At 70.7% G+C, this 17,601-nt stretch carries 16 protein-coding genes and 1 pseudogene; 12 read left to right on the top strand and 5 right to left on the bottom strand.

Features of this window, described 5'->3' with window-relative positions:
- Positions 1-60: 60 nt before the first annotated feature.
- The gene (locus tag D4740_RS10140; RefSeq protein ID WP_119836831.1) at positions 61-954 is read left to right on the top strand and encodes a class I SAM-dependent methyltransferase; all 894 of its coding nucleotides are present in this window, start codon (positions 61-63) and stop codon (positions 952-954) included.
- 93 nt (positions 955-1,047) lie between these two features.
- On the opposite strand, the gene dapD is transcribed toward D4740_RS10140, so the two are convergent.
- The gene (gene dapD, locus D4740_RS10135) at positions 1,048-2,019 is read right to left on the bottom strand and encodes a 2,3,4,5-tetrahydropyridine-2,6-dicarboxylate N-succinyltransferase (RefSeq protein ID WP_119836945.1); all 972 of its coding nucleotides are present in this window, start codon (positions 2,017-2,019) and stop codon (positions 1,048-1,050) included.
- 130 nt (positions 2,020-2,149) lie between these two features.
- Between dapD and D4740_RS10130 the strand changes: the two genes are divergently transcribed.
- Together D4740_RS10130 and D4740_RS10125 are read left to right on the top strand one after the other, a co-directional pair.
- Positions 2,150-2,827 (top strand): histidine phosphatase family protein, encoded by a 678-nt coding sequence (locus D4740_RS10130; protein WP_119836830.1) that lies wholly within the window; start codon positions 2,150-2,152, stop codon positions 2,825-2,827.
- On the top strand, positions 2,824-3,543 hold the full coding sequence (locus D4740_RS10125) for a hypothetical protein (RefSeq protein ID WP_259390787.1): 720 nt from the start codon (positions 2,824-2,826) through the stop codon (positions 3,541-3,543). Before D4740_RS10130 ends, D4740_RS10125 begins: the two co-directional genes overlap by 4 nt.
- A 460-nt stretch (positions 3,544-4,003) precedes the next feature.
- On the opposite strand, the pseudogene D4740_RS13355 reads toward D4740_RS10125, so the two are convergent.
- Positions 4,004-4,354 (bottom strand): annotated as a pseudogene (locus D4740_RS13355) (PLD nuclease N-terminal domain-containing protein); the annotation flags it as partial.
- Between the two features lie 285 nt (positions 4,355-4,639).
- Between D4740_RS13355 and D4740_RS10115 the strand changes: the two are divergent.
- The 8 genes from D4740_RS10115 (at position 4,640) to D4740_RS10080 (ending at position 14,737) form a co-directional block, all read left to right on the top strand.
- Entirely contained in the window at positions 4,640-5,464 is an 825-nt protein-coding gene (locus D4740_RS10115; RefSeq protein WP_119836828.1) for a GAD-like domain-containing protein, read from the top strand.
- Entirely contained in the window at positions 5,461-6,975 is a 1,515-nt protein-coding gene (locus tag D4740_RS10110) for a polymorphic toxin type 15 domain-containing protein (protein ID WP_182911396.1), read from the top strand. Before D4740_RS10115 ends, D4740_RS10110 begins: the two co-directional genes overlap by 4 nt.
- A gap of 213 nt (positions 6,976-7,188) precedes the next feature.
- A complete protein-coding gene (locus D4740_RS10105) occupies positions 7,189-8,370 on the top strand; it encodes a Fic family protein (protein WP_147392902.1) in 1,182 nt (393 codons plus the stop codon).
- Between the two features lie 138 nt (positions 8,371-8,508).
- On the top strand, positions 8,509-9,918 hold the full coding sequence (locus D4740_RS10100; protein WP_259390786.1) for an AMP-binding protein: 1,410 nt from the start codon (positions 8,509-8,511) through the stop codon (positions 9,916-9,918).
- Positions 9,919-10,021: 103 nt separating this feature from the next.
- On the top strand, positions 10,022-10,999 hold the full coding sequence (locus D4740_RS10095) for a 1,4-dihydroxy-2-naphthoate polyprenyltransferase (protein WP_119836942.1): 978 nt from the start codon (positions 10,022-10,024) through the stop codon (positions 10,997-10,999).
- A 565-nt stretch (positions 11,000-11,564) separates the two neighbouring features.
- Positions 11,565-12,749, top strand: a complete 1,185-nt coding sequence (locus tag D4740_RS10090) for an ABC transporter substrate-binding protein (protein ID WP_119836825.1) — start codon at positions 11,565-11,567, stop codon at positions 12,747-12,749.
- Positions 12,746-13,810 carry an ABC transporter permease gene (locus D4740_RS10085; protein ID WP_119836824.1) on the top strand — a complete coding sequence of 355 codons (1,065 nt, stop codon included), beginning with the start codon at positions 12,746-12,748 and terminating at the stop codon, positions 13,808-13,810. The genes D4740_RS10090 and D4740_RS10085 overlap by 4 nt, the downstream gene beginning before the upstream one ends.
- 3 nt (positions 13,811-13,813) lie before the next feature.
- The gene (locus D4740_RS10080; protein ID WP_119836823.1) at positions 13,814-14,737 is read left to right on the top strand and encodes an ABC transporter ATP-binding protein; all 924 of its coding nucleotides are present in this window, start codon (positions 13,814-13,816) and stop codon (positions 14,735-14,737) included.
- A gap of 73 nt (positions 14,738-14,810) precedes the next feature.
- Here D4740_RS10080 and D4740_RS10075 read toward each other — a convergent pair whose 3' ends face one another.
- Both D4740_RS10075 and D4740_RS10070 read right to left on the bottom strand, forming a co-directional pair.
- The gene (locus tag D4740_RS10075; protein WP_119836822.1) at positions 14,811-15,398 is read right to left on the bottom strand and encodes a DUF1440 domain-containing protein; all 588 of its coding nucleotides are present in this window, start codon (positions 15,396-15,398) and stop codon (positions 14,811-14,813) included.
- Positions 15,399-15,593: 195 nt separating this feature from the next.
- Positions 15,594-16,679 (bottom strand): 1,4-dihydroxy-2-naphthoyl-CoA synthase, encoded by a 1,086-nt coding sequence (locus D4740_RS10070; RefSeq protein ID WP_119836821.1) that lies wholly within the window; start codon positions 16,677-16,679, stop codon positions 15,594-15,596.
- 18 nt (positions 16,680-16,697) lie between these two features.
- Between D4740_RS10070 and D4740_RS12930 the strand changes: the two genes are divergently transcribed.
- Complete coding sequence (locus D4740_RS12930) at positions 16,698-16,889, top strand: hypothetical protein (RefSeq protein WP_182911395.1); 192 nt, start codon at positions 16,698-16,700, stop codon at positions 16,887-16,889.
- 87 nt (positions 16,890-16,976) lie between these two features.
- Here D4740_RS12930 and D4740_RS10060 read toward each other — a convergent pair whose 3' ends face one another.
- A complete protein-coding gene (locus tag D4740_RS10060) occupies positions 16,977-17,399 on the bottom strand; it encodes a hypothetical protein (protein ID WP_259390785.1) in 423 nt (140 codons plus the stop codon).
- Between the last annotated feature and the right edge of the window lie 202 nt (positions 17,400-17,601).

Below are 17,601 nucleotides of genomic sequence, written 5' to 3'. Positions count from 1 at the left end.
GGGGTCCAGAAAGGTTGGCAGGGCCTGGGACAGCCGGTTGCCTGAGGTTAGACTATCCATATGACTCAGCAGCGCCCTGCCCCCGAGACCCCCGGAGACGAGACTCCTGGACGCCCGACCGCCAGCCCGGCTCCTAGCGGCTCCGCCCCTGCACAGGGCAGCGAGCCTCCCCTGCCCTACGCCGACCGGCCGGTGTCCTCCGCTCCCGGTCACTGGGTGCTTGCCCGCGCTGGCAAGCGTGTCCTGCGCCCCGGTGGCGCGGCGCTGTCAGCAGCCATGCTGGAGCACGCTGGCCTCAGTGGTGCCGACGTCGTCGAGCTGGCGCCTGGGCTGGGGCGCACCGCCGCCGAGATCATCAAGGCTGCTCCCGCCTCCTATACCGCCATTGACCGCGACCCTGACGCAGCGCGACGGGTGGCAGCCGTGGTCGGTAGCCGCGGTAGCGTCCGGCAGGGGGAGGCGGCTCGGACCGGACTTGCCGACGCCAGCGCGGACGTTGTCGTCGGTGAGGCCATGCTCACCATGCAAGGGGACAAGGGCAAGGCGGAGATCGTGGCCGAGGCTGTCCGTGTGCTGCGGCCCGGAGGCCGCTACGCCATCCACGAGCTGGGTGTCGTCCCTGATGACATTGACCAGGCCTACTACACCCAGCTGCGCCAGGACCTGGCTCGTGCCATCCATGTCAACGCCCGTCCCATGACTGCTGCCGCCTGGAGGCGGCTGCTGGAGGAGGCAGGCCTGGAGGTGGACTGGGTGGGTACGGCGCCGATGGCCCTGCTCAAGATGAGCCGTAACGTCCGCGACGAGGGCCTGGGCGGGGTCCTGCGGATCCTGCGCAACGTGGCACGGGACAGGCCGCTACGCCAGAGGATCCTGGGGATGCGTCGCACCTTCAGGCGCTACGAGAAGGACATGGTGGGTATCGTCGTCGTCGCCCACAAGCCACAGGTCTGAGCGGGCGGGGGTGCTGCGGGGCGTCGCGCTCCCTCACCGTGGCCGGGGCTGGTGGTCGACCCGGCCACGGTGCCGTCCCGTCTGCGGTCCCGTCTACTGACTGGTGCCGAGCTCGATGTCCTTGCCGCCGCGTGCCAGTGCCTCCACAGCCCCAGACTGGGAGTTGCGCCGGAACAGGACGTTGGAGGCGCCCGCGAGCTCGCGGGCGGTCACCACGCGTGGCTCCTTGAACAGGCCGTGCTGCCCGGGGACCACCCCGCCCTGTGGCATGAGGGAGACCTTGGTGCCAGCAGTGAGGTACAGGCCGGCCTCGACCACGCAGTCGTCACCCAGCGGGATACCGAGCCCGGAGTTGGCGCCTAGGAGGCAGCGCTCCCCCAGGGAGACCTGCTGGCTCCCCCCGCTGGACAGCACCCCCATCGTCGAGGCGCCGCCACCGATATCCGAGCCGTCACCGACGACGACCCCCTGGGAGATACGGCCCTCCACCATGGAGCGCCCCAGCGTGCCCGCGTTGTAGTTGACGAAGCCCGCGTGCATGACAGTCGTCCCCTCGGCGAGGTAGGCGCCCAGGCGCACGTTCGCCGCGTTGCCGATACGCACGCCCGAGGGCAGGACGTAGTCCGTCATCCGGGGGAACTTGTCCACCGACACCACCTGGGCGGGGCGTCCCAGGGCCGCTAGAAGCCGGGTGCGGGTCTCCTCGAAGTCCTCCGCAGGACAGGGGCCGGCGGAGGTCCACACCACGTTGGGGAGGGTGGAGAAGACGCCGTCAAGGTTGACGGTGTTGGGCTGGCACAGCCTGTGGGACAGGACGTGCAGTCGCAGGTAGGCTCCCGCCACCGTCAATGGGGCGTCGTCCAGGTCGGCCCAGGTGCGCACAACGGTCGTGTGCACGCCCCTGGCCTCGTCACGGCGCTCCATGGCGGTCAGGGTAGCCAGGAGGTCGGCGTGGCCGCCCTCAGGCTCGGTGCCCAGGACCGGGCGCGGGTACCACACGTCGAGGGTGTTGCCGTCGTCGGTCACGGTTGCCAGACCGAGACCCCATGCACTGCGAGTCGTCATAGTGCCCACGATACGGGACCCCGGTTCCTGGCGCTGGGACTGGCCCGCCATCCGGGCACCCTGGTGGCTGGGTGCGCCGGTCGTGCTGGGCCTGGGTGGCGTTGCTGGCTCGGCGTGAGAGAATCGGGCCATGGTGCGAACCACGATCCACCTGATGCGCCACGGCGAGGTCTATAACCCCGAGGGCGTCCTCTACGGGCGCCTGCCCGGCTACCACCTCTCCGCCCTCGGTCAGCGGATGGCCCGTCAGGTTGCCAGCGTCCTGTCTTCCTCGGACCACGACATCACCCATGTCATCACCTCGCCCCTGGAGCGTGCCCAGGAGACCGGTGCCCCTACTGCCCAGGCCTTCGGTCTTGCAGCAGGGACCGATCCGCGGCTGATCGAGGCGGGCAGCCACCTTGAGGGCATGGCTGTCAGTCGCAGCCGTTGGGTGCTGGCCCAGCCGGGGATGTGGCGCTCCTACGTCAATCCGTGGCGCCCCTCCTGGGGGGAGCCCTACGTCGAGATCGTGGAGCGCATGCGTGCGGCGGTCGCCTCCGCGCTGGCGGCTGCCCGGGGGCACGAGGCCCTGCTGGTCTCCCACCAGCTGCCCGTGTGGTCCCTGCGGCTCTTCCTGGAGAGGCGTCCCCTGGCCCACGACCCTCGACGGCGGCAGTGCTCCCTGGCCTCGGTGACCTCCCTGACCTTTGAGGACTCGACCCTGGTGGGACTGGCCTACTGGGAGCCTGCGGGTGACCTGCTGCGCCAGGCACGGGACATGGCGCCGGGTACCTCGGCTGCCCAGGTACCTCGGGACCGGGTGTGACCCAGCAGCCTCCGTCCGGGAGGGGCTCGCAGCCGCTGCCGAGGCGGCAGTGGACCGGGCAGGATTTTGTCTGGTGGAACACCGCCGCTGTGCTCACGGCTGTGCGCAGGGGCAGACGGCCCAACCCGGTCTCCCCGGTCATCGACCCGGTGAGACTCGTTCTTGCATCCGACGAGGTCATGCTCGCTACCTGCGACGCCAGGATGCTCATGTGGCGGCGTGGCGACGCCACCTACAACCCCTCGCGCGGCTTCTTCCTGGCGGGCGGGCCGGTGGGGTTGGCGCTGAGCGCCGCCTTCCTTGGTGGCCAGGCCTACCTCAACCAGCGCCGTCGGCAGGCCGCCCAGGCTGATGCCGTGGAGAGGTGGAGGCACGTGGCTGACGCGCGGCTGAGCGTGTCCACCCACGGCATCTACCTGGCGACGGGGGAGGGGGTCATGCCGGTCCCCTTCGCCGAGGTCCAGGAGGTCAGGCTCACCGCCACCGGCGAGGTGGTCATGGCTGCGGCCAATGCCCATGGGTCGGCCCGCTGGATGCTGCGGGCGCAGTGGGCCGAGCTGGTCCTGGTGCTCTGGGCGACGCGTTACATGCCCGACCACCCCCAGCTGGTGGACCGCAGCTGGCTGCCCGCAGACTGGCTGGTCCACGCCGCCGCCCACGGTTACGACGTCGACACCACCCCCTGGCCGGGCGGCGCTCCTGCGGTGCTGCCGTGAGCGCTGGAGCACGGTAAGCCACGGTAAGCACAGCGCAGGACAGTGCAGGCATGGAACCGGGTACCCGGCGACAAGGCGGGGTTGACGGTTCCCGGCCGACAGGATTTCCGGGACGGACTTATTTATGGGACTACTGGGCTTACGGCTTGCAGGGAGCGCTCCCGCTGTCGGGGCCGCCTGACGGCCCCGCCGTCCCGTCGGGGTCTGAGGGTGACGGGTCCTCAGGTGGGTTCTGACCCTCCTTCTGGCCTTTCCTGTCAGCCATGCCGCCGCGCTTCTCCTCGCTCCCGGGAGCGCCAGGGTCGGCAGGGGCTGACCCGTCCGGCGCCTGTGCCCTGCCCGGGTCCTGGGGGTGTTCCGAGGCCCCCGCGCTGCCTGGAGCAGTGCGGCCGGTGCCTGCCTGGCCTGAGGCGTCCCAGGTGCTCTGAGTGTCAGAGGTACCCGGGACGCGCCGACCCTGCGTGGTGGTGTCCGGGTGGTGCCGACGGCGACGCAGATCCTGCTCCAGGTCACGCAGGAAGTCGGTGTCGTCGTCGGGAGCCAGGGGGCGCGGGCGCTCTGGGCGGCGCAAGGAGGTCCCCTCCCGGGAGGACCAGACCGTCGGTTCCACGTATCCGCCGCGCCGCTCGGCAGCGCTGACCCTGCTGACGATGATCCAGGCGATGGCGCCGACTGTGGGGACGAGGATGATGAGGACCACCCACATGAACTTGGGCATGCGCGCGGGCATGTTCTCCTCGGGGGTACGGGCGCAGTCCAGCAGGGCGTACAGCTGGAGGGCGAACGCCAGGACGAAGAGAGCAGCGCGCATGACTCCAGCCTAGCCCAGTTGGCGGGCTTGTTCTGGCGGCTGCGTGAGGCGTTCCTGGTGGCCTGTGACTGACCGCTTCCATAGCTGCTGCCTCATCGCCAGAGCCCCGTTGCGCGTTCCCAAGTCGGGGCGGCTGGGGGCTCCTCGGTGCCAGTCCGGCGGGGGTGGGCTGTCGTGTCTGCCTGAGGTCGTGGTGGTGGGGGTGCCCCTGTCTGGGGGTGCCTGGGGCGGGTCTTGTGCCTGGGGTGTTGTGGTGGTGGTGTGGTGGTGGTTACGGTTTGGTTTATGCGGATGAGCAAGGAGGAGTGGCACCAGGCGTGGCTGCACGCCACGCCTGAGTGGGTGGACGCCAACATGGACGACCTGGTGGAGGAGGGGTACGCGCCGATGGGTGTGGGCCACCCGGTGACCCAGGAGCACCTGGGCTACTTCGGTGGGGTGCTTCCGGCCTCGGTGCTGCACCTGTGGGAGAGGTTCGGGTTCGAGGGCTTCGGGGACGGGCGGTGGTGGTTCACCGACCCCTTCCTGTGGGCGCCGGTGGTGGACGCCTGGCTGGAGGGCACCCCTGTGCCGTTCCCCAGCCAGCGGTGGTGGTGCCTGGCCCGCTCCGCGATGGGGACCATGGAGCTGTGGGGGGAGGTCTCCGGCCCCGCGCTCACTGTGGAGCCGGTCCTGGGGCGTGTCTACCCTGACTCCGGCAGCGCCGGGGACATGGCCGACCCGGTGATGCGTGAGCGCCTGGGGGCCACCACCCTGGTCTCGGCGTCGGAGGACCTGGACGACGACGACACGGGTGTGCTGGTGACTGACTGGGCGATTGAGCACCTGGGTGTGCTGGGGGCTGACCAGGTCTACGGGCTGACCCCGGCCTACTGCTTCACCGGGAGGGTGAGCACCAGCCAGGTCGGCATCGAGGACGCGGTCGCCCACCTGGTCTTCCTGGCCCAGGCCCAGGACCACGTCCTGGGCCCCGACTTCTCCTCCGCAGCCGCACAGGCAGCCGCAGGCATTGCCGCAGGTGGCCCGGGCACCGGCGGCAGCGGCAGCGACGGGACAGGCGGCGGCCCGGGCGGAGATGGTGGCCCCGACGAGCCGGGGGCGGGGTCGTGACGCCGGGGCGCTGGCGGGGACGGCCCCGCTGGCTCAGGGGCGGGCGCCCCACCGCCCCTGCTGCTGGTCCCTCCGCTCCCGCCTCTCCTGCTGGTCCCACCGCCCCTGGCGGCGGGACCGGTGGTGGGCCGGTCCCCGGCCGCAGCGGTGGTGGTGGCCCGGCCCCCGGCCACGGGGGCGGGGCTCCTGGGCCTGGTGCCTCGCTGGCGCCTGGGGACATGTTCACCCCAGGGCGGGCTGGTGGGCAGGAGGTGCTGGTGCGGGAGGGGGCGGTGGCGGCGCCTGACAGTCCGCTGGCCTGGCACTCGGCCACGCCGGTGGAGGTGTTCTTCCACACCGGCTACCAGCCCGCCACCCAGGAGCTGGCCTCCGAGTTCACCCGCCAGCTGGACCGACAGCTCTCGGCCCTGTCCCTGCTGTCGGCGGAGCGGCTGCTGGAGGGCATCCGCGCCTACCGGGCCCAGGGACGCCAGCCCACCTCCACCAGCACCCGCAAGGACAAAAAACTCTTCATGAGGAAGGTCGTGCGTGACCTGACTCGCGTGCACCGGCTCTCCCGGGAGGACGCGCGGGCCGCGACGCGGGAGGTGGACCGGGCGCTGGTGGTGCTCCACGAGTCCGACCAGGTCACCTTCGGCCCCTCCCGGCCCGCCACCACCGAGGGCGGGTGGCCCTCCCTGGGCCACGGGGCGGTCAACTCCTCTATCGGGGGCCAGGGCAGGCCTGTGGCCGCGGTCCTGGAGCAGGCCGCCCTGGCCGTCCCGGCCGACCGGAGGCCGCGGGTGCGCCTGCTGGTGCGCGCCGTCCTCACCGGCTCCCCCACCCTGGCCCAGGACCTGCGACACGGGCGCACCCACCTGGAGCCCCGCACCCAGGCCCAGGTGAGCGCCACCAGCCCCCGGGGGCCACCCTGGACCCCCGCCCACGTCGCCTCCACCATCGCCGCAGGCCACGCCCCCTGGCACCCACCCACCCGGGCACAGGAGCCCGCGCCCTCGGCCACGACCCGGCCCGGGGCCGGGCAGCCCCACCAGCCAGGCCAACCCGGCCCCGCCACCACCCCGCCAGGCCCCGCACGGACGGCCGCCACCACAGCGGGGCCGCCCCAGACGGGCGCCACCCCGGCCGGGCCGGGCCAGCCGGGCCACAAGATCACCCGCGAGGAGGTCCTGGCCGACATCGAGGCCCGAGTGGCCCAGGCGGCCCGCCAGGGCAACCAGCCCCGGGCCGCGCGGGAGGCACTCGCCGGGACCGGCCCCGCCCGCACCGCCAGCCTGCGCGAGGCCTCCTTCCCCCACCCGCCCACCACCGCCGTACGAACGCCACCAGCACAGCCCCAGCCCCAGACAGGCCCCAGACTGTCCCGGGCGGGCAGGCCGGGCCACAAGATCACCCCCGAGGAGGTCCTGGCCGACATCAAGGCCCGAGCCGCCCGAATAACCCAGGAGCCCCCCACCCCACGCCAGACCCCCATCAGAAAACACCGACGCAACCGAGGCCTAGGCCGCTAAGACCCGACCCCGGCCTCACCCGGTGAGCTCACCAGTACGCGACACCGAGCCGGGACCTACCACCTGACACGGCGCATGCGCCTGAGCCGCTTCTGGCCGGCCGCCCAGCTGTGGCTGACTGCCAGTAGGCGGAGACGGGTGCTCAGTCGGAGCTAGACTGGCGCTTACGGGTGGACAGTCTCATGGACAAAACAGGGGACTATAATCGTGGTCATGACGGGGGAGAGGCACTACACCAAGACTCATCCATGGATCACCTTCAGTTTTCGAGCGGACAGACTTCGGCCTGAGACGTGGGTGCTGCTGGGTGAGGCGGCTTCGAAGTGTGAGCACCTGGCAGGTTCGGCACTACCCCCAGAAGTTGCTCGGGAGCTGAGTCTCCTGAGCCTGGAGCGCGGTGCCCACGGCACTACCAGTATCGAGGGCAACAGCCTGACTGAGAAGGAGGTACGTGCGATCATTGAAGGTGCTGATGACACGCCGCCGTCGCGGGCCTACCAGCGCCAGGAGATCGAGAACCTGATCTCCCTGTTCAATGACATCGCTGAGGAGTGTGTGAGCGGCGCTCCTCCGCCGCTGAGCCCGGAGCGGCTCAAGGAGCAGCATGCGCGCCTTATGGTCGGTCAGCCGCAGAAGGAGGATCTGGATCCTGGTCGATTCCGTACCCACAGCGTCGTAGTGGGCCGGTACCGTGGGGCGCCGTCGGAGGACTGCGACTACCTGGTGGACAGACTGTGTGAGTGGATGAACCGTGAGCTTGACAGCCTGGGGGCAGCCGACCACTCCATGCGTCAGCCCCAGGCAGTTGTCCTTGCTGTCCTGGCGCACCTGTACATGACGTGGATCCACCCTTTCAGCGACGGTAACGGGAGGATTGCCCGTCTTCTGGAGTTTGAGCTGCTGCTGCGTACAGGGGTGCCTGTTCCTGCGGCGCACCTGTTGTCAAACCACTACAACAGGACCCGCGACATGTACTACGTGGTTCTGGAGCGCACCAGTCGTGCTAAAGGCTACCCGGTGGAGGAGTTCGTGCACTACGCCGTCCAGGGGCTTGTTGACGGGCTGCGCGAGCAGATCAGGACGGTTCAGTCAGCCCAGCTGACAATTATGTGGCAGTCCTACGTCCACGAGCGCTTCCACGGGCAGCACACGGTTGCCAGGACGCGGATGCGTGACCTGGTCCTGGCTCTTCCGCCGGACCGGTGGACGCCGGTGGGAGAAGTCGCCGTGCTCACCCCTGAGCTCGCTCAGGCGTACGGGGGTAAGACCTCCAAGACTGTCACCCGGGACGTCAACGCCCTGGTACAGATGGGCCTGGTAGACAAGCAAGCCTATCGGGGCCTGCGCCCGCGCACCGAGCTGATGGCAGCCTTTATCCCCCCGCGGGCCGAGTAGTCGGCGGCAGGGAGGGTATCTGACGGTCGGCAGGCTGGGCCGGGTGGCCGGTCGGGGCTGTTGCTGCTCGTGCCTGTCGGGCCGCTGTCCCGTGTCCCGCTGCGGCCCACCTAGACGGCACAGTGGGAGACTTGCCGGGTGCACGACCCCTCCAGCTCCCTCCCCGTCCGCCTGGTCACCGGGGGTACCAGGGCACAGGACGTCATGAGGCTGCGTGCCCTCCTGGCTGAGCGCCTGGTGTCCCGGGGACTGGGAGAGACCCGGGACACCCGCCCGCAGGCGAGCCGCCTGCCGGTGCTGGTGCCCGTCGGGCCGCAGGAGGACCCGGTGGAGGCTGAGGCCGACATGCGCCGCCGCCTGCACGCGGTCCCGGCTGGGACCGACCTGGTCCTGCGTACCTCCGGCTCCTCCACCGGTACCGGCCGTCTTGTGGCTGTCAGCGCCCGCTCCCTGCTGGCCTCGGCCCGGGCCACGCACGCCCGCCTGGGGGCAGCGGGCAGGTGGCTGCTGGCGCTGCCCGCCCACCACGTAGCGGGCCTGCAGGTCCTGGTCCGCTCCGTGCTAGCCGGGACAGCCCCCCTCGTGGTTGACACCTCCACAGGATTCCGCGTCCCTGCCCTGGCTGACACTCTGCACCGGGCACTGAGGGGGCGCGACCCGGTGTACCTCTCCCTGGTGCCCACCCAACTGGTGCGTGCTCTCCAGGACGAGGAGGCCACCAGGGCACTGCGCCAGGTGGACGCGCTCCTCCTGGGTGGGGCCGCCGCCTCTGCCACGCTCCTGTCCCGGGCGCGGGCGGCGGGCATCCCCGTGGTCACGACCTACGGGGCCAGCGAGACAGCAGGCGGGTGCGTCTACGACGGCCTTCCCTTGGACGGCGTCGAGGTGGCTCTCGACGCCGAGGACCGGGTCCTCCTGCGCGGCCCTGTCCTGGCCAGCGGTTACGTCGGGGCTGAGCCCGGGGGCGGTGCCTGTGACGTCGGGCAGGACACCCGGTACCACGATGCCTCCCTGGCGGGCGGTACCGGGCAGGGTATCGCCCGCCAGGAGGTCGGCACGCCCCTGTGGCGGCCGGGATCCAGGCTGCCGGTGACGTTGCGGCCGGGCTTCCACCTTCTGCCTACTGCGCTGCCCGGCGAGCTGCCCGCTAAGGGCGGGACAGGGACGGTACGGGTCCTGGCGACCCCGGACCGGGGGCGGCTGGAGGAAGGCCGCCTGGTGGTGCTGGGCCGGGCGGACGGTCTCATCAACACCGGCGGTGTCAAGGTGGACCCCGGGGACGTGGAGGACGCCCTGACAGGTATCGAGGGGGTCGCCGAGGCCTGCGTGGTCGGTGTCCCGGACCAGGAGTGGGGCACGGTGGTGGCGGCAGCGGTGGTCCTCCAGCCGGGGGCGGCCCTGGACGGAGCCGCAGTGCGCCGCTGCGCCCGGGAGCTGCTGGAGGGAAGCCACGCTCCCAAGCGTGTCGAGGTCCTTGACTCCCTGCCCCTGCGGGGGCCGGGCAAGGTGGACCGTCGGGCGGTACAGCTGCTCCTGTCCCGTTCCTGAGTGTGCCCGGCAGTGGCACCGGTGTTGGTACTGGGGCCACCGGTGCTAAGGTCACTGCGCCAGGACAGCAGGGGCGCGAGGTGGGGAGAACGTGGGGGAGAACATGGGCACAGACGGCACTGGTGGTGCGGGCGGTACCGGTGACGCGACGAGCTGGGCGGAGGTCGTGCGGCTGCGCACCCTGCCAGCAGCCGTGGCCCCCGTCGTCTTGGGCTCAGGTGTCGCCGCTGCTCTGGGAACCGCGTCACCGCCGCGCTGCCTGCTGGCTGCGGGCGTGGCCCTGGCCCTCCAGATCGGTTCCAACCTCGCCAACGACTACTCCGACGGCGTGCGCGGCACTGACGACGAGCGGACTGGGCCGCCCCGTCTGACTGCCTCCGGGCAGGTGGACCCGCGCTCGGTGAAGTACGCCGCCCTGGGGTGCTTCGTCCTGGCTGGCGTGCTGGGACTGGTGCTCGTGGCGCTGGCGAGCCAGTGGTGGCTGCTGGGTGTGGGTGCGGCAGCGGTGGCGGCCGCCTGGTTCTACACCGGTGGGTCGCGGCCCTACGGCTACATGGGCCTGGGGGAGGTGTTTGTCTTCGTCTTCTTCGGCCTGGTCGCCACTGCGGGGACCGTCTACGTGCAGGGCGGCAGCGTGCCCGGGTGGGTGTGGCTGGCCGCCTGCGGGATCGGGCTCATCGCCTGCTCCCTGCTCATGGTCAACAACCTGCGCGATATCGCTACCGACCCGCGGCACGGGAAGATGACACTGGCGGTGCGTCTGGGGGAGCGGGGCGCCCGCCGCGCCTTTGTGGCCATGGTGTGCGCACCGGTGGCGCTGGCGGTAGCGGCGGTCCTGTGGGCGCGCGCCGACCTGAGCAGGTCAGGGGAGGCGGACACGTCGGGTGGGTCAGTCTGGGTGCTGCTCGCGGCCGTGACAGTGCTGGCTGTCGTGCTGGGCGCGATGGCTGCCCGGGCACTGCGCCCGGTGGTGGGCGGGGCAAGGGGGCGGGCACTGGTCCCGGCCCTGCGCGACGCCGGGCTGTACGAACTGGCCTACGGCGTCACTCTAGCCCTGGCTCTTGTCCTGGTGGCGGCCTGACGGTGCCGGGTCGGCCGGGCCTCCTTGTCGAGGTCTCGGTGCAGGTGCCCGCGCCTCAGCCCAGGAGGGGGTGGCACTGGGCGGAACGCGGAGGAGTCGGCTTGCGCGCCGCCGTCGGGAAGGGCTAACGTCACCGTCATGGCGGCCATCTACGCGACGACTCCGACCACTGGCGGTGCGCAGGAGCTCTCGGTCGTGTGTCGCATGTGTCTGTGTTGCTGCTGTCAGGTGCGCTGAAGCCCGTCCGTGACGCGTGACGTTGCCGGTACCCGACTGCTTCTCAGCCCCGTTCTCCTAGCCCCGTTAACGCCTTGCCCGGTGCGCACCGGCTCATGACGCCGCGTCTTGCGCTCGGTAGCGCGGTCCGCTTGATGCCGCGGTGGCCGCGATGACGGTGACGGACCACGAGGACGACGGACCATGAGGACAAGCATGAGGACAAGGCCCTCGCTGAGGCGTGGTCGCGGTAACGACGTCCGCCCGCGCCTGGCAGCATCCCCCAACCCGACAACCCCCTCAACGGCGCCCCCTGGACGTCAGCCCCCGTGTCCTGAGGAGACTCTCAATGCCCACCCCTGACAGCCCTACCGGATCAGATCACACCCCTGACAGCCCCGTCCAGGAGCCCGACCCCAGCGCTCCCGGCCTTGACCCTGGTGACGACTCTGGTGACGTGACCGCCGACAACGCTGCCGACATTCTCGCGGAGGAGGAGGCCGTGCAGCCCGGAGACAGCGGCTCCCGTCCGTCACGCCGCCGGCTGCTGGCCGTCGGCGGGCTTGCTGCTGCAGCCGTCGTCGGCGTGGGCTCCTGGCTCACCCTGCGCCGTACCAACCAGGGCGTCATCGGCGCTGCCGAGGAGCTGCCGCTGGTCATCGGCGGCGACATCTGCGCCGCCCCGCTGTATGCCGCCTACCACCAAGGCTACTTCGATGACGCAGGCCTCAACGTCACCCTGGCCCGCACCCAGCGCACCGAGGACACCAAGGACGCCCTCAGCGCCGGTAAGTACATCGGCGCTCCCGGCATCTTCTTCTCCTGGTTGGAGCCTATCTATAACGGCATCAACGCCAAGCTGACCGCCGGCTTCCACTCCGGCTGCCTCCAGCTCGTGGTCGGCAACGACTCCCCTGCCTCCTCCTACGCCGACCTCAAGGGAGCCACCATCGGGGTCCCGTCCCTGTCCTCATCCGCCTTCGCCTACTTCTCGATCGGACTGGCCAGGGCGGGGATCGACGTCGACCCCGAGCACGGAGACATCACCTGGACCACCATTGATGAGGACTCCCTGGGCACCCGTCTGACCAACGGTGACGTCGACGCCATCATGGGCTCGGACCCGGCGCCGCTGCTGCCCGTCTTCGACGGCGCCGCCCGCGTGATCGAGTCTAACGACGAGGAGCCCTTCTGCTGTGCGGTGGCTCTTAACGGCGACTTCGTCTCCCGTCGACCCGACGAGGCCAGGGCGCTGACCGAGGCATGGCTGAAGGGGTCGGACTACCTGGCCGCCTCCGAGGCGAACCGTAAGGAGATTGCCAGGATCGAGGTTGACAACAGCTATGTGGCCGCCGACCAGTCCCTGGTGGAGCAGGTGCTGGAGACATACGGCTGGCGCGCCTCGGCGACGGCCTTCCGTGAGGCTATCGAGCCGGGCATCGAGGACTTCAAGATCACCGGCTACATAGACGCCGATGTTGACGCCGCTGAGCTTGCTGACACCGTCTACGCGGACCTGGGGATCACCCGATGACCACCAGTCCGCAGGCCGTCGTCGAGGCGGTGCCTGCACCGGTCGGCACCCCGACGGCGCGGACTGCCTCCACGGCTCCCGGCTCCTCCGGGGCCAGCGCCCGGCCTACCCGCCAGAACCGCCTCGCGGGGACGGGGCTGGCTGTCTGGGTCCTGTATGCCGCCGTGGTAGTCCTGGTACCTGATGCCGCCGGGGCGCGCAGCGCGGACACGGCTGCGCTGCTCGTCCTGGTCAGCGCCTGGGTCCTGGTGCTGGCAGTGTGGACGGCCGCGGCCGTGGTGCGCCCGGGAGCCGCTGCTGAGGCGCTTGCCCGTCGGCTGCCCTGGATCGTGTTCTTCGGGGCCTGGTTCACCCTCTGGCAGCTGACCACGGTCAAGACCGGACTGCTCGATCCCCCGTACTTTGTCGCCCCGGAGGTGCTCATCGAGGCCTTCCTCGGCGACTGGACGCTGCTGGCTCGGTGCCTGGGCTCCTCTGCCCTGCTGTTTCTGACTGGCTACGCCGTCGGCTCGGTGCTCGGCTTCGTCACGGGCCTGCTCATGGGCTGGTCGCGGCGGGCCGACTACTGGCTGCACCCGCTTCTGCAGACGGTCGGGCCGGTGCCCGCGGCGTCACTGCTGCCGCTGGCGGTGCTCATCCTGCCGACCACATACGTCTCGGCCGCCTTCATCGTCGCCTTCGGGGCCTGGTTCCCTATGGCCACCATGACGCGAGCCGGCGTGCGGGCGGTCCCGCGCTCCTACTTCGACGTCGCCCGTACCCTGGGCGCCGGCGAGTCCTTCCTGGTGCGCCGCATCGCCATCCCGGCGGCCCTGCCCGACATGCTCACCGGACTGTTCACCGGCCTGGGCACGAGCCTGGCGGCGCTGATGACCGCGGAGCTGGTAGGTGTTGACCAGGGGCTCGCCTGGTACATCAACTGGGTCAAGGGGTGGGCCGACTACCCGCGCATGTACGTGGGCCTGGCCGTGCTCATCATCTTCTGCCGCGCGTTGATGATTCTGCTGTTCAAACTGCGCTCCTCGCTGCTGGCCTGGCAGCAGAACCTGGTGAGGTGGTAAGTCATGGCTGCCCCGACGTCCTCCGCTGCTTCTGCCGCCACAGCCCCCATATCAACGCGGGCCGGCTCCGCGGGAGCGCCCGCTGGCGCCGGTCCCACGCCCCGAGGGGCACGGGTGGGCCTGACCGGTGTTAGCCACCGGTACCCGCTGCGTCGCGACATCGACCACGGCTGGGTCCCGGCACTGATGCGGATGGTCTCCCCGGTAGCCCGCGCCCGCCATGAGGCCGAGGACTCCAGGCCCGCGCAGCTGCCGGTGCTGGACCGCATCGACCTGGACATCGCCCCGGGGGAGTTCGTGTCCCTGGTGGGACAGTCAGGCTGCGGCAAGTCCACGATCCTGCGGCTCCTGTCCGGCCTGGAGACTCCCAGCCAGGGCAGCGTCGTCGTCGACGGGGAGGCCGTGACCGGCACCGCCCCCGAGCGGGCGCTGGCCTTCCAGGACGCCACGCTCCTGCCCTGGCGCACCGTGCGGGAGAACGTCGCCCTGGGGCCGCAGGCCCGTGGACGCCTGGAGCCGCGGCGAGTCGAGGCGGCGCTGCAGGTGGTGGGGCTGCGCGACTTCGCCGAGGCCTACCCGACCACCCTGTCCGGCGGTATGGCGCAGCGCGCGGCCCTGGCCCGGGCACTGGTCAACCGGCCCCGCCTGTTCCTGCTGGATGAGCCCTTCGGCAAGCTCGACGCCCTCACCCGGCTGACCCTGCAGGATGAGATCGCCTCCCTGTGGGCCTCGCAGGGCTTCACCGCGGTGCTGGTCACCCACGACGTGGAGGAGGCACTGCGCCTGTCCAACCGCGTCATCGTGCTCTCCGAGCGGCCGGCGCACGTGGTGGAGGACATTCGCGTGCCCGAGGGGCTGGGGAGCGACGAGTCCGCCCCCGAGTTCCAGCGGCTGCGCCGCCATATTCTCTCCCTCCTGGGCCGCTGACCGGGACCACAGACGGCGCCCGCCCCGGCAGGAGTCGGGACGGGCGCCCTCGTCGGTAAGCACGCGGGCTCACTCAGCGGGTGGCGGCCTCCAGGGCGACCTCCGCGTCGGGCTCGTCGGTGATGCGGTTACGCAGGTCGCGGCGCACGATCTCGATGGACCACATCCACACGATGTGGCCAAAGAACTCTGAGAAGTGTTCCGACCAGGTCTGGGCGCCGCTGATCCAGGGGAAGGGGTTGGGTGCCCACCCCAGCAGCGGCATGACGACCACGTGCGCACCCACGTACACGAAGACCCCGAAGACGGCGCCCTGCCACAGCTTGATCCTGGGGAAGTACTCGGCCGCGATGCAGTAGATCAGGCCGAAGACGATCGCGAAGCCGAAGTGCACGATGAAGGACATGATCGGCAGCTCGTTGTTGGAGAAGGTCACCGTCAGGTGCGAGGTCTCCGGTGACATGCCGAACCACTCCAGCATGGCCTGAGGCGGGTTCGTGTCCGAGCGGATGCCGGGGGTGCGCGGGGGGAAGGGCACCTCCCAGCCGAACTTGACCAGGGCGGAGAAGGTGCCGCCGATGAGGCCGACCAGCGCGGCCACGCCGAGACGACGGCGGGAGGGCTCGGTCGAGCCGAGCAGGCGAGTGATCCAGGTGGGCATGGGAACCTCCGGGGTGGTGTGGCGAGGGCACCGCAGCGGTCGTGGGTACAGTGCCTGCGGGGCCCTCCATGTGGTCGGCGCAACGATGCCACGGCTGCGCCAGGCGTCCAAGTTGGCGCGTGCGTGCGGGTGTCTGCCTGGGTGGTGGCAGGGGCGGTGACGTGCAGAAGATAGTCGGAGGAGGCTTGGAGGTAGTTAGAAGTAGTACGGGAAGGGTGACCAGTCCGGGGCGCGCCGCTGGAGGAAGGCGTCGCGGCCCTCGGCAGCCTCCTGCGTCATGTAGGCCAGGCGAGTGGCCTCCCCGGCGAAGACCTGTTGGCCCGCCATGCCGTCGTCGGCCAGGTTGAAGGCGAGCTTGAGCATCCGCACCGCCTGGGGGGACTTGCTCACCACCGTCGCGGCCACCTCCAGCGCCCGCTCCTCCAGTTCGGCGTGAGGGACAGCCTCGTTGACCACGCCCCAGCGCTGCGCTGTCACCGCGTCGTATGTCCGGGCAAGGAAGAAGATCTCCCGGGCGCGCTTGTCACCCACCTGCCGTGCCAGCAGCGCGGAGCCGTAGCCGGCGTCAAAGGAGCCCACGTCGGCGTCGGTCTGCTTGAAGCGGGCGTGCTCAAGGGAGGCCAGGGACAGGTCGCACACCACGTTGAGGCTGTGGCCGCCGCCGGCAGCCCAGCCGGGGACGGCGGCGATGACCACCTTGGGCATGGTGCGGATGAGGCGCTGGACCTCCAGGATGTGAAGGCGCCCGGCGCGAGCAGTGTCCACGCGCTGGCGTGCTGCGGCGACGTCGGCATCATGGTCGTGGCCGACGGCACTGGTGGGGGAGTCCTCGTCATCCTGGCGCTCGTAGAGGTAGCCGTCGCGTCCGCGGACTCGCTGGTCGCCGCCGGAGGAGAAGGCCCAGCCCCCGTCGCCCGGGCTCGGCCCGTTGCCGGTGAGGATCACCGCGCCCACGTCGCCGCTGGTGCGGGCGTGGTCGAGGACCCGGTACAACTCGTCAACGGTGCGGGGGCGGAAGGCGTTGCGCACCTCCGGGCGGTTGATCGCCACCCGGACCACGGGCAGGTCCCGCAGCCAGGTGCCCTCGGTGTCGCGCACGCAGCCGCGGTGGTAGGTGACGTCGCTCAGGGGTGGTGCGCTGCCTGGGCCTGTGGCGCCGCCCCCGGTGGGGCTGGTGGTGCCGGTGACCTCCGGTACGTCACGCCACCGGGTGGGGTCGAAGATGGCGGAGACCCGGGTGGGGGGTGGGTAGGAGGGGCCGTTGCTCCGGGTGTCAGGCATGTGCCCAGCCTAGATGGGGTGGCGCTGCCCAGGCGTGTCCTCCTCATGGGTGCTGGGGGCGTGGATCACCTGTTGCACATCTTCAGGCTGCCTGGCGTGGCTGCTGCTGGCGCTGTTGGCGGCCTGGTGGCCGGTGAAGACCTCCTCGGGGTGGACGTGGGTGGTGAAGGGCTGGTTGCCGCCGTTGTCCCAGGTCAGGGGGACTCATGAGTCGGGGTCTGTGACAGGGTGGTGGGCTGGTCCGGGTAGCGGGGCTGGCCTGGCTTGCGGGTTGCCCGGGCCGGCGGGTGCGGGTGTCTAGTGGAAGTAGTGGGGGTACTCCTGCTCGGGGTCGTGGTCGCGGTGGTCGACCCACTGGTGGTCTATCTGGGTGGGGGTGATGCCGGGGGTCAGGACGGTGTGGCCGGTGAAGCCCTCGTCGGTGTACCACAGGACGAGGCTGGGGTCGGGGTGCAGGGAGCGTATCCAGGCGGCGATCTCGGCGGCCACCCAGGGCTGGGCGTTGGTGGAGATCATCCCGTTGCCCGGGAAGTGGGTCACGTTGAAGGAGGGGCTGTCCGGGCGGGGGATGTTGGCCTCGGCGTCGATGATGTCGGTGGTGGGGTCGTAGCGGCGTGTCCTGCACCCGGGCCACCTGTGCTGGGCCTCGCGCAGGAAGGCGTCGGCGTCGATCATCTGCTGCTGGGACGTGACGGTAATGACCATGTGGTCAACTCCCATGGTGGTCCTCGCTCTCTGTGCTGGTCTGCTGGTGGTGTCCTAGACGTCGGGCTGGCGGAGGAGGTGGGCCGGCGGGTGTGGGTGTCTAGTGGAAGTAGTGGGGGTACTCCTGCTCGGGGTCGTGGTCGCGGTGGTCGACCCACTGGTGGTCTATCTGGGTGGGGGTGATGCCGGGGGTCAGGACGGTGTGGCCGGTGAAGCC

Origin of the sequence: Actinomyces sp. 2119 (assembly GCF_003591215.1) — a bacterium.
Lineage (GTDB): Bacteria > Actinomycetota > Actinomycetes > Actinomycetales > Actinomycetaceae > Actinomyces > Actinomyces lilanjuaniae.
This window is presented reverse-complemented; position numbering and strand designations above follow the sequence as displayed.

What these genes read in the sequence shown, in the direction of transcription:
- D4740_RS10140 (WP_119836831.1), top strand. Translation starts at nt 61, where the DNA reads ATGACTCAGCAGCGCCCTGCCCCCGAGACCCCCGGAGACGAGACTCCT.
- dapD (WP_119836945.1), bottom strand. Translation starts at nt 2,019, where the DNA reads ATGACGACTCGCAGTGCATGGGGTCTCGGTCTGGCAACCGTGACCGAC.
- D4740_RS10130 (WP_119836830.1), top strand. Translation starts at nt 2,150, where the DNA reads ATGGTGCGAACCACGATCCACCTGATGCGCCACGGCGAGGTCTATAAC.
- D4740_RS10115 (WP_119836828.1), top strand. Translation starts at nt 4,640, where the DNA reads ATGCGGATGAGCAAGGAGGAGTGGCACCAGGCGTGGCTGCACGCCACG.
- D4740_RS10105 (WP_147392902.1), top strand. Translation starts at nt 7,189, where the DNA reads ATGACGGGGGAGAGGCACTACACCAAGACTCATCCATGGATCACCTTC.
- D4740_RS10095 (WP_119836942.1), top strand. Translation starts at nt 10,022, where the DNA reads ATGGGCACAGACGGCACTGGTGGTGCGGGCGGTACCGGTGACGCGACG.
- D4740_RS10090 (WP_119836825.1), top strand. Translation starts at nt 11,565, where the DNA reads ATGCCCACCCCTGACAGCCCTACCGGATCAGATCACACCCCTGACAGC.
- D4740_RS10085 (WP_119836824.1), top strand. Translation starts at nt 12,746, where the DNA reads ATGACCACCAGTCCGCAGGCCGTCGTCGAGGCGGTGCCTGCACCGGTC.
- D4740_RS10080 (WP_119836823.1), top strand. Translation starts at nt 13,814, where the DNA reads ATGGCTGCCCCGACGTCCTCCGCTGCTTCTGCCGCCACAGCCCCCATA.
- D4740_RS10075 (WP_119836822.1), bottom strand. Translation starts at nt 15,398, where the DNA reads ATGCCCACCTGGATCACTCGCCTGCTCGGCTCGACCGAGCCCTCCCGC.
- D4740_RS10070 (WP_119836821.1), bottom strand. Translation starts at nt 16,679, where the DNA reads ATGCCTGACACCCGGAGCAACGGCCCCTCCTACCCACCCCCCACCCGG.
- D4740_RS10060 (WP_259390785.1), bottom strand. Translation starts at nt 17,399, where the DNA reads ATGGGAGTTGACCACATGGTCATTACCGTCACGTCCCAGCAGCAGATG.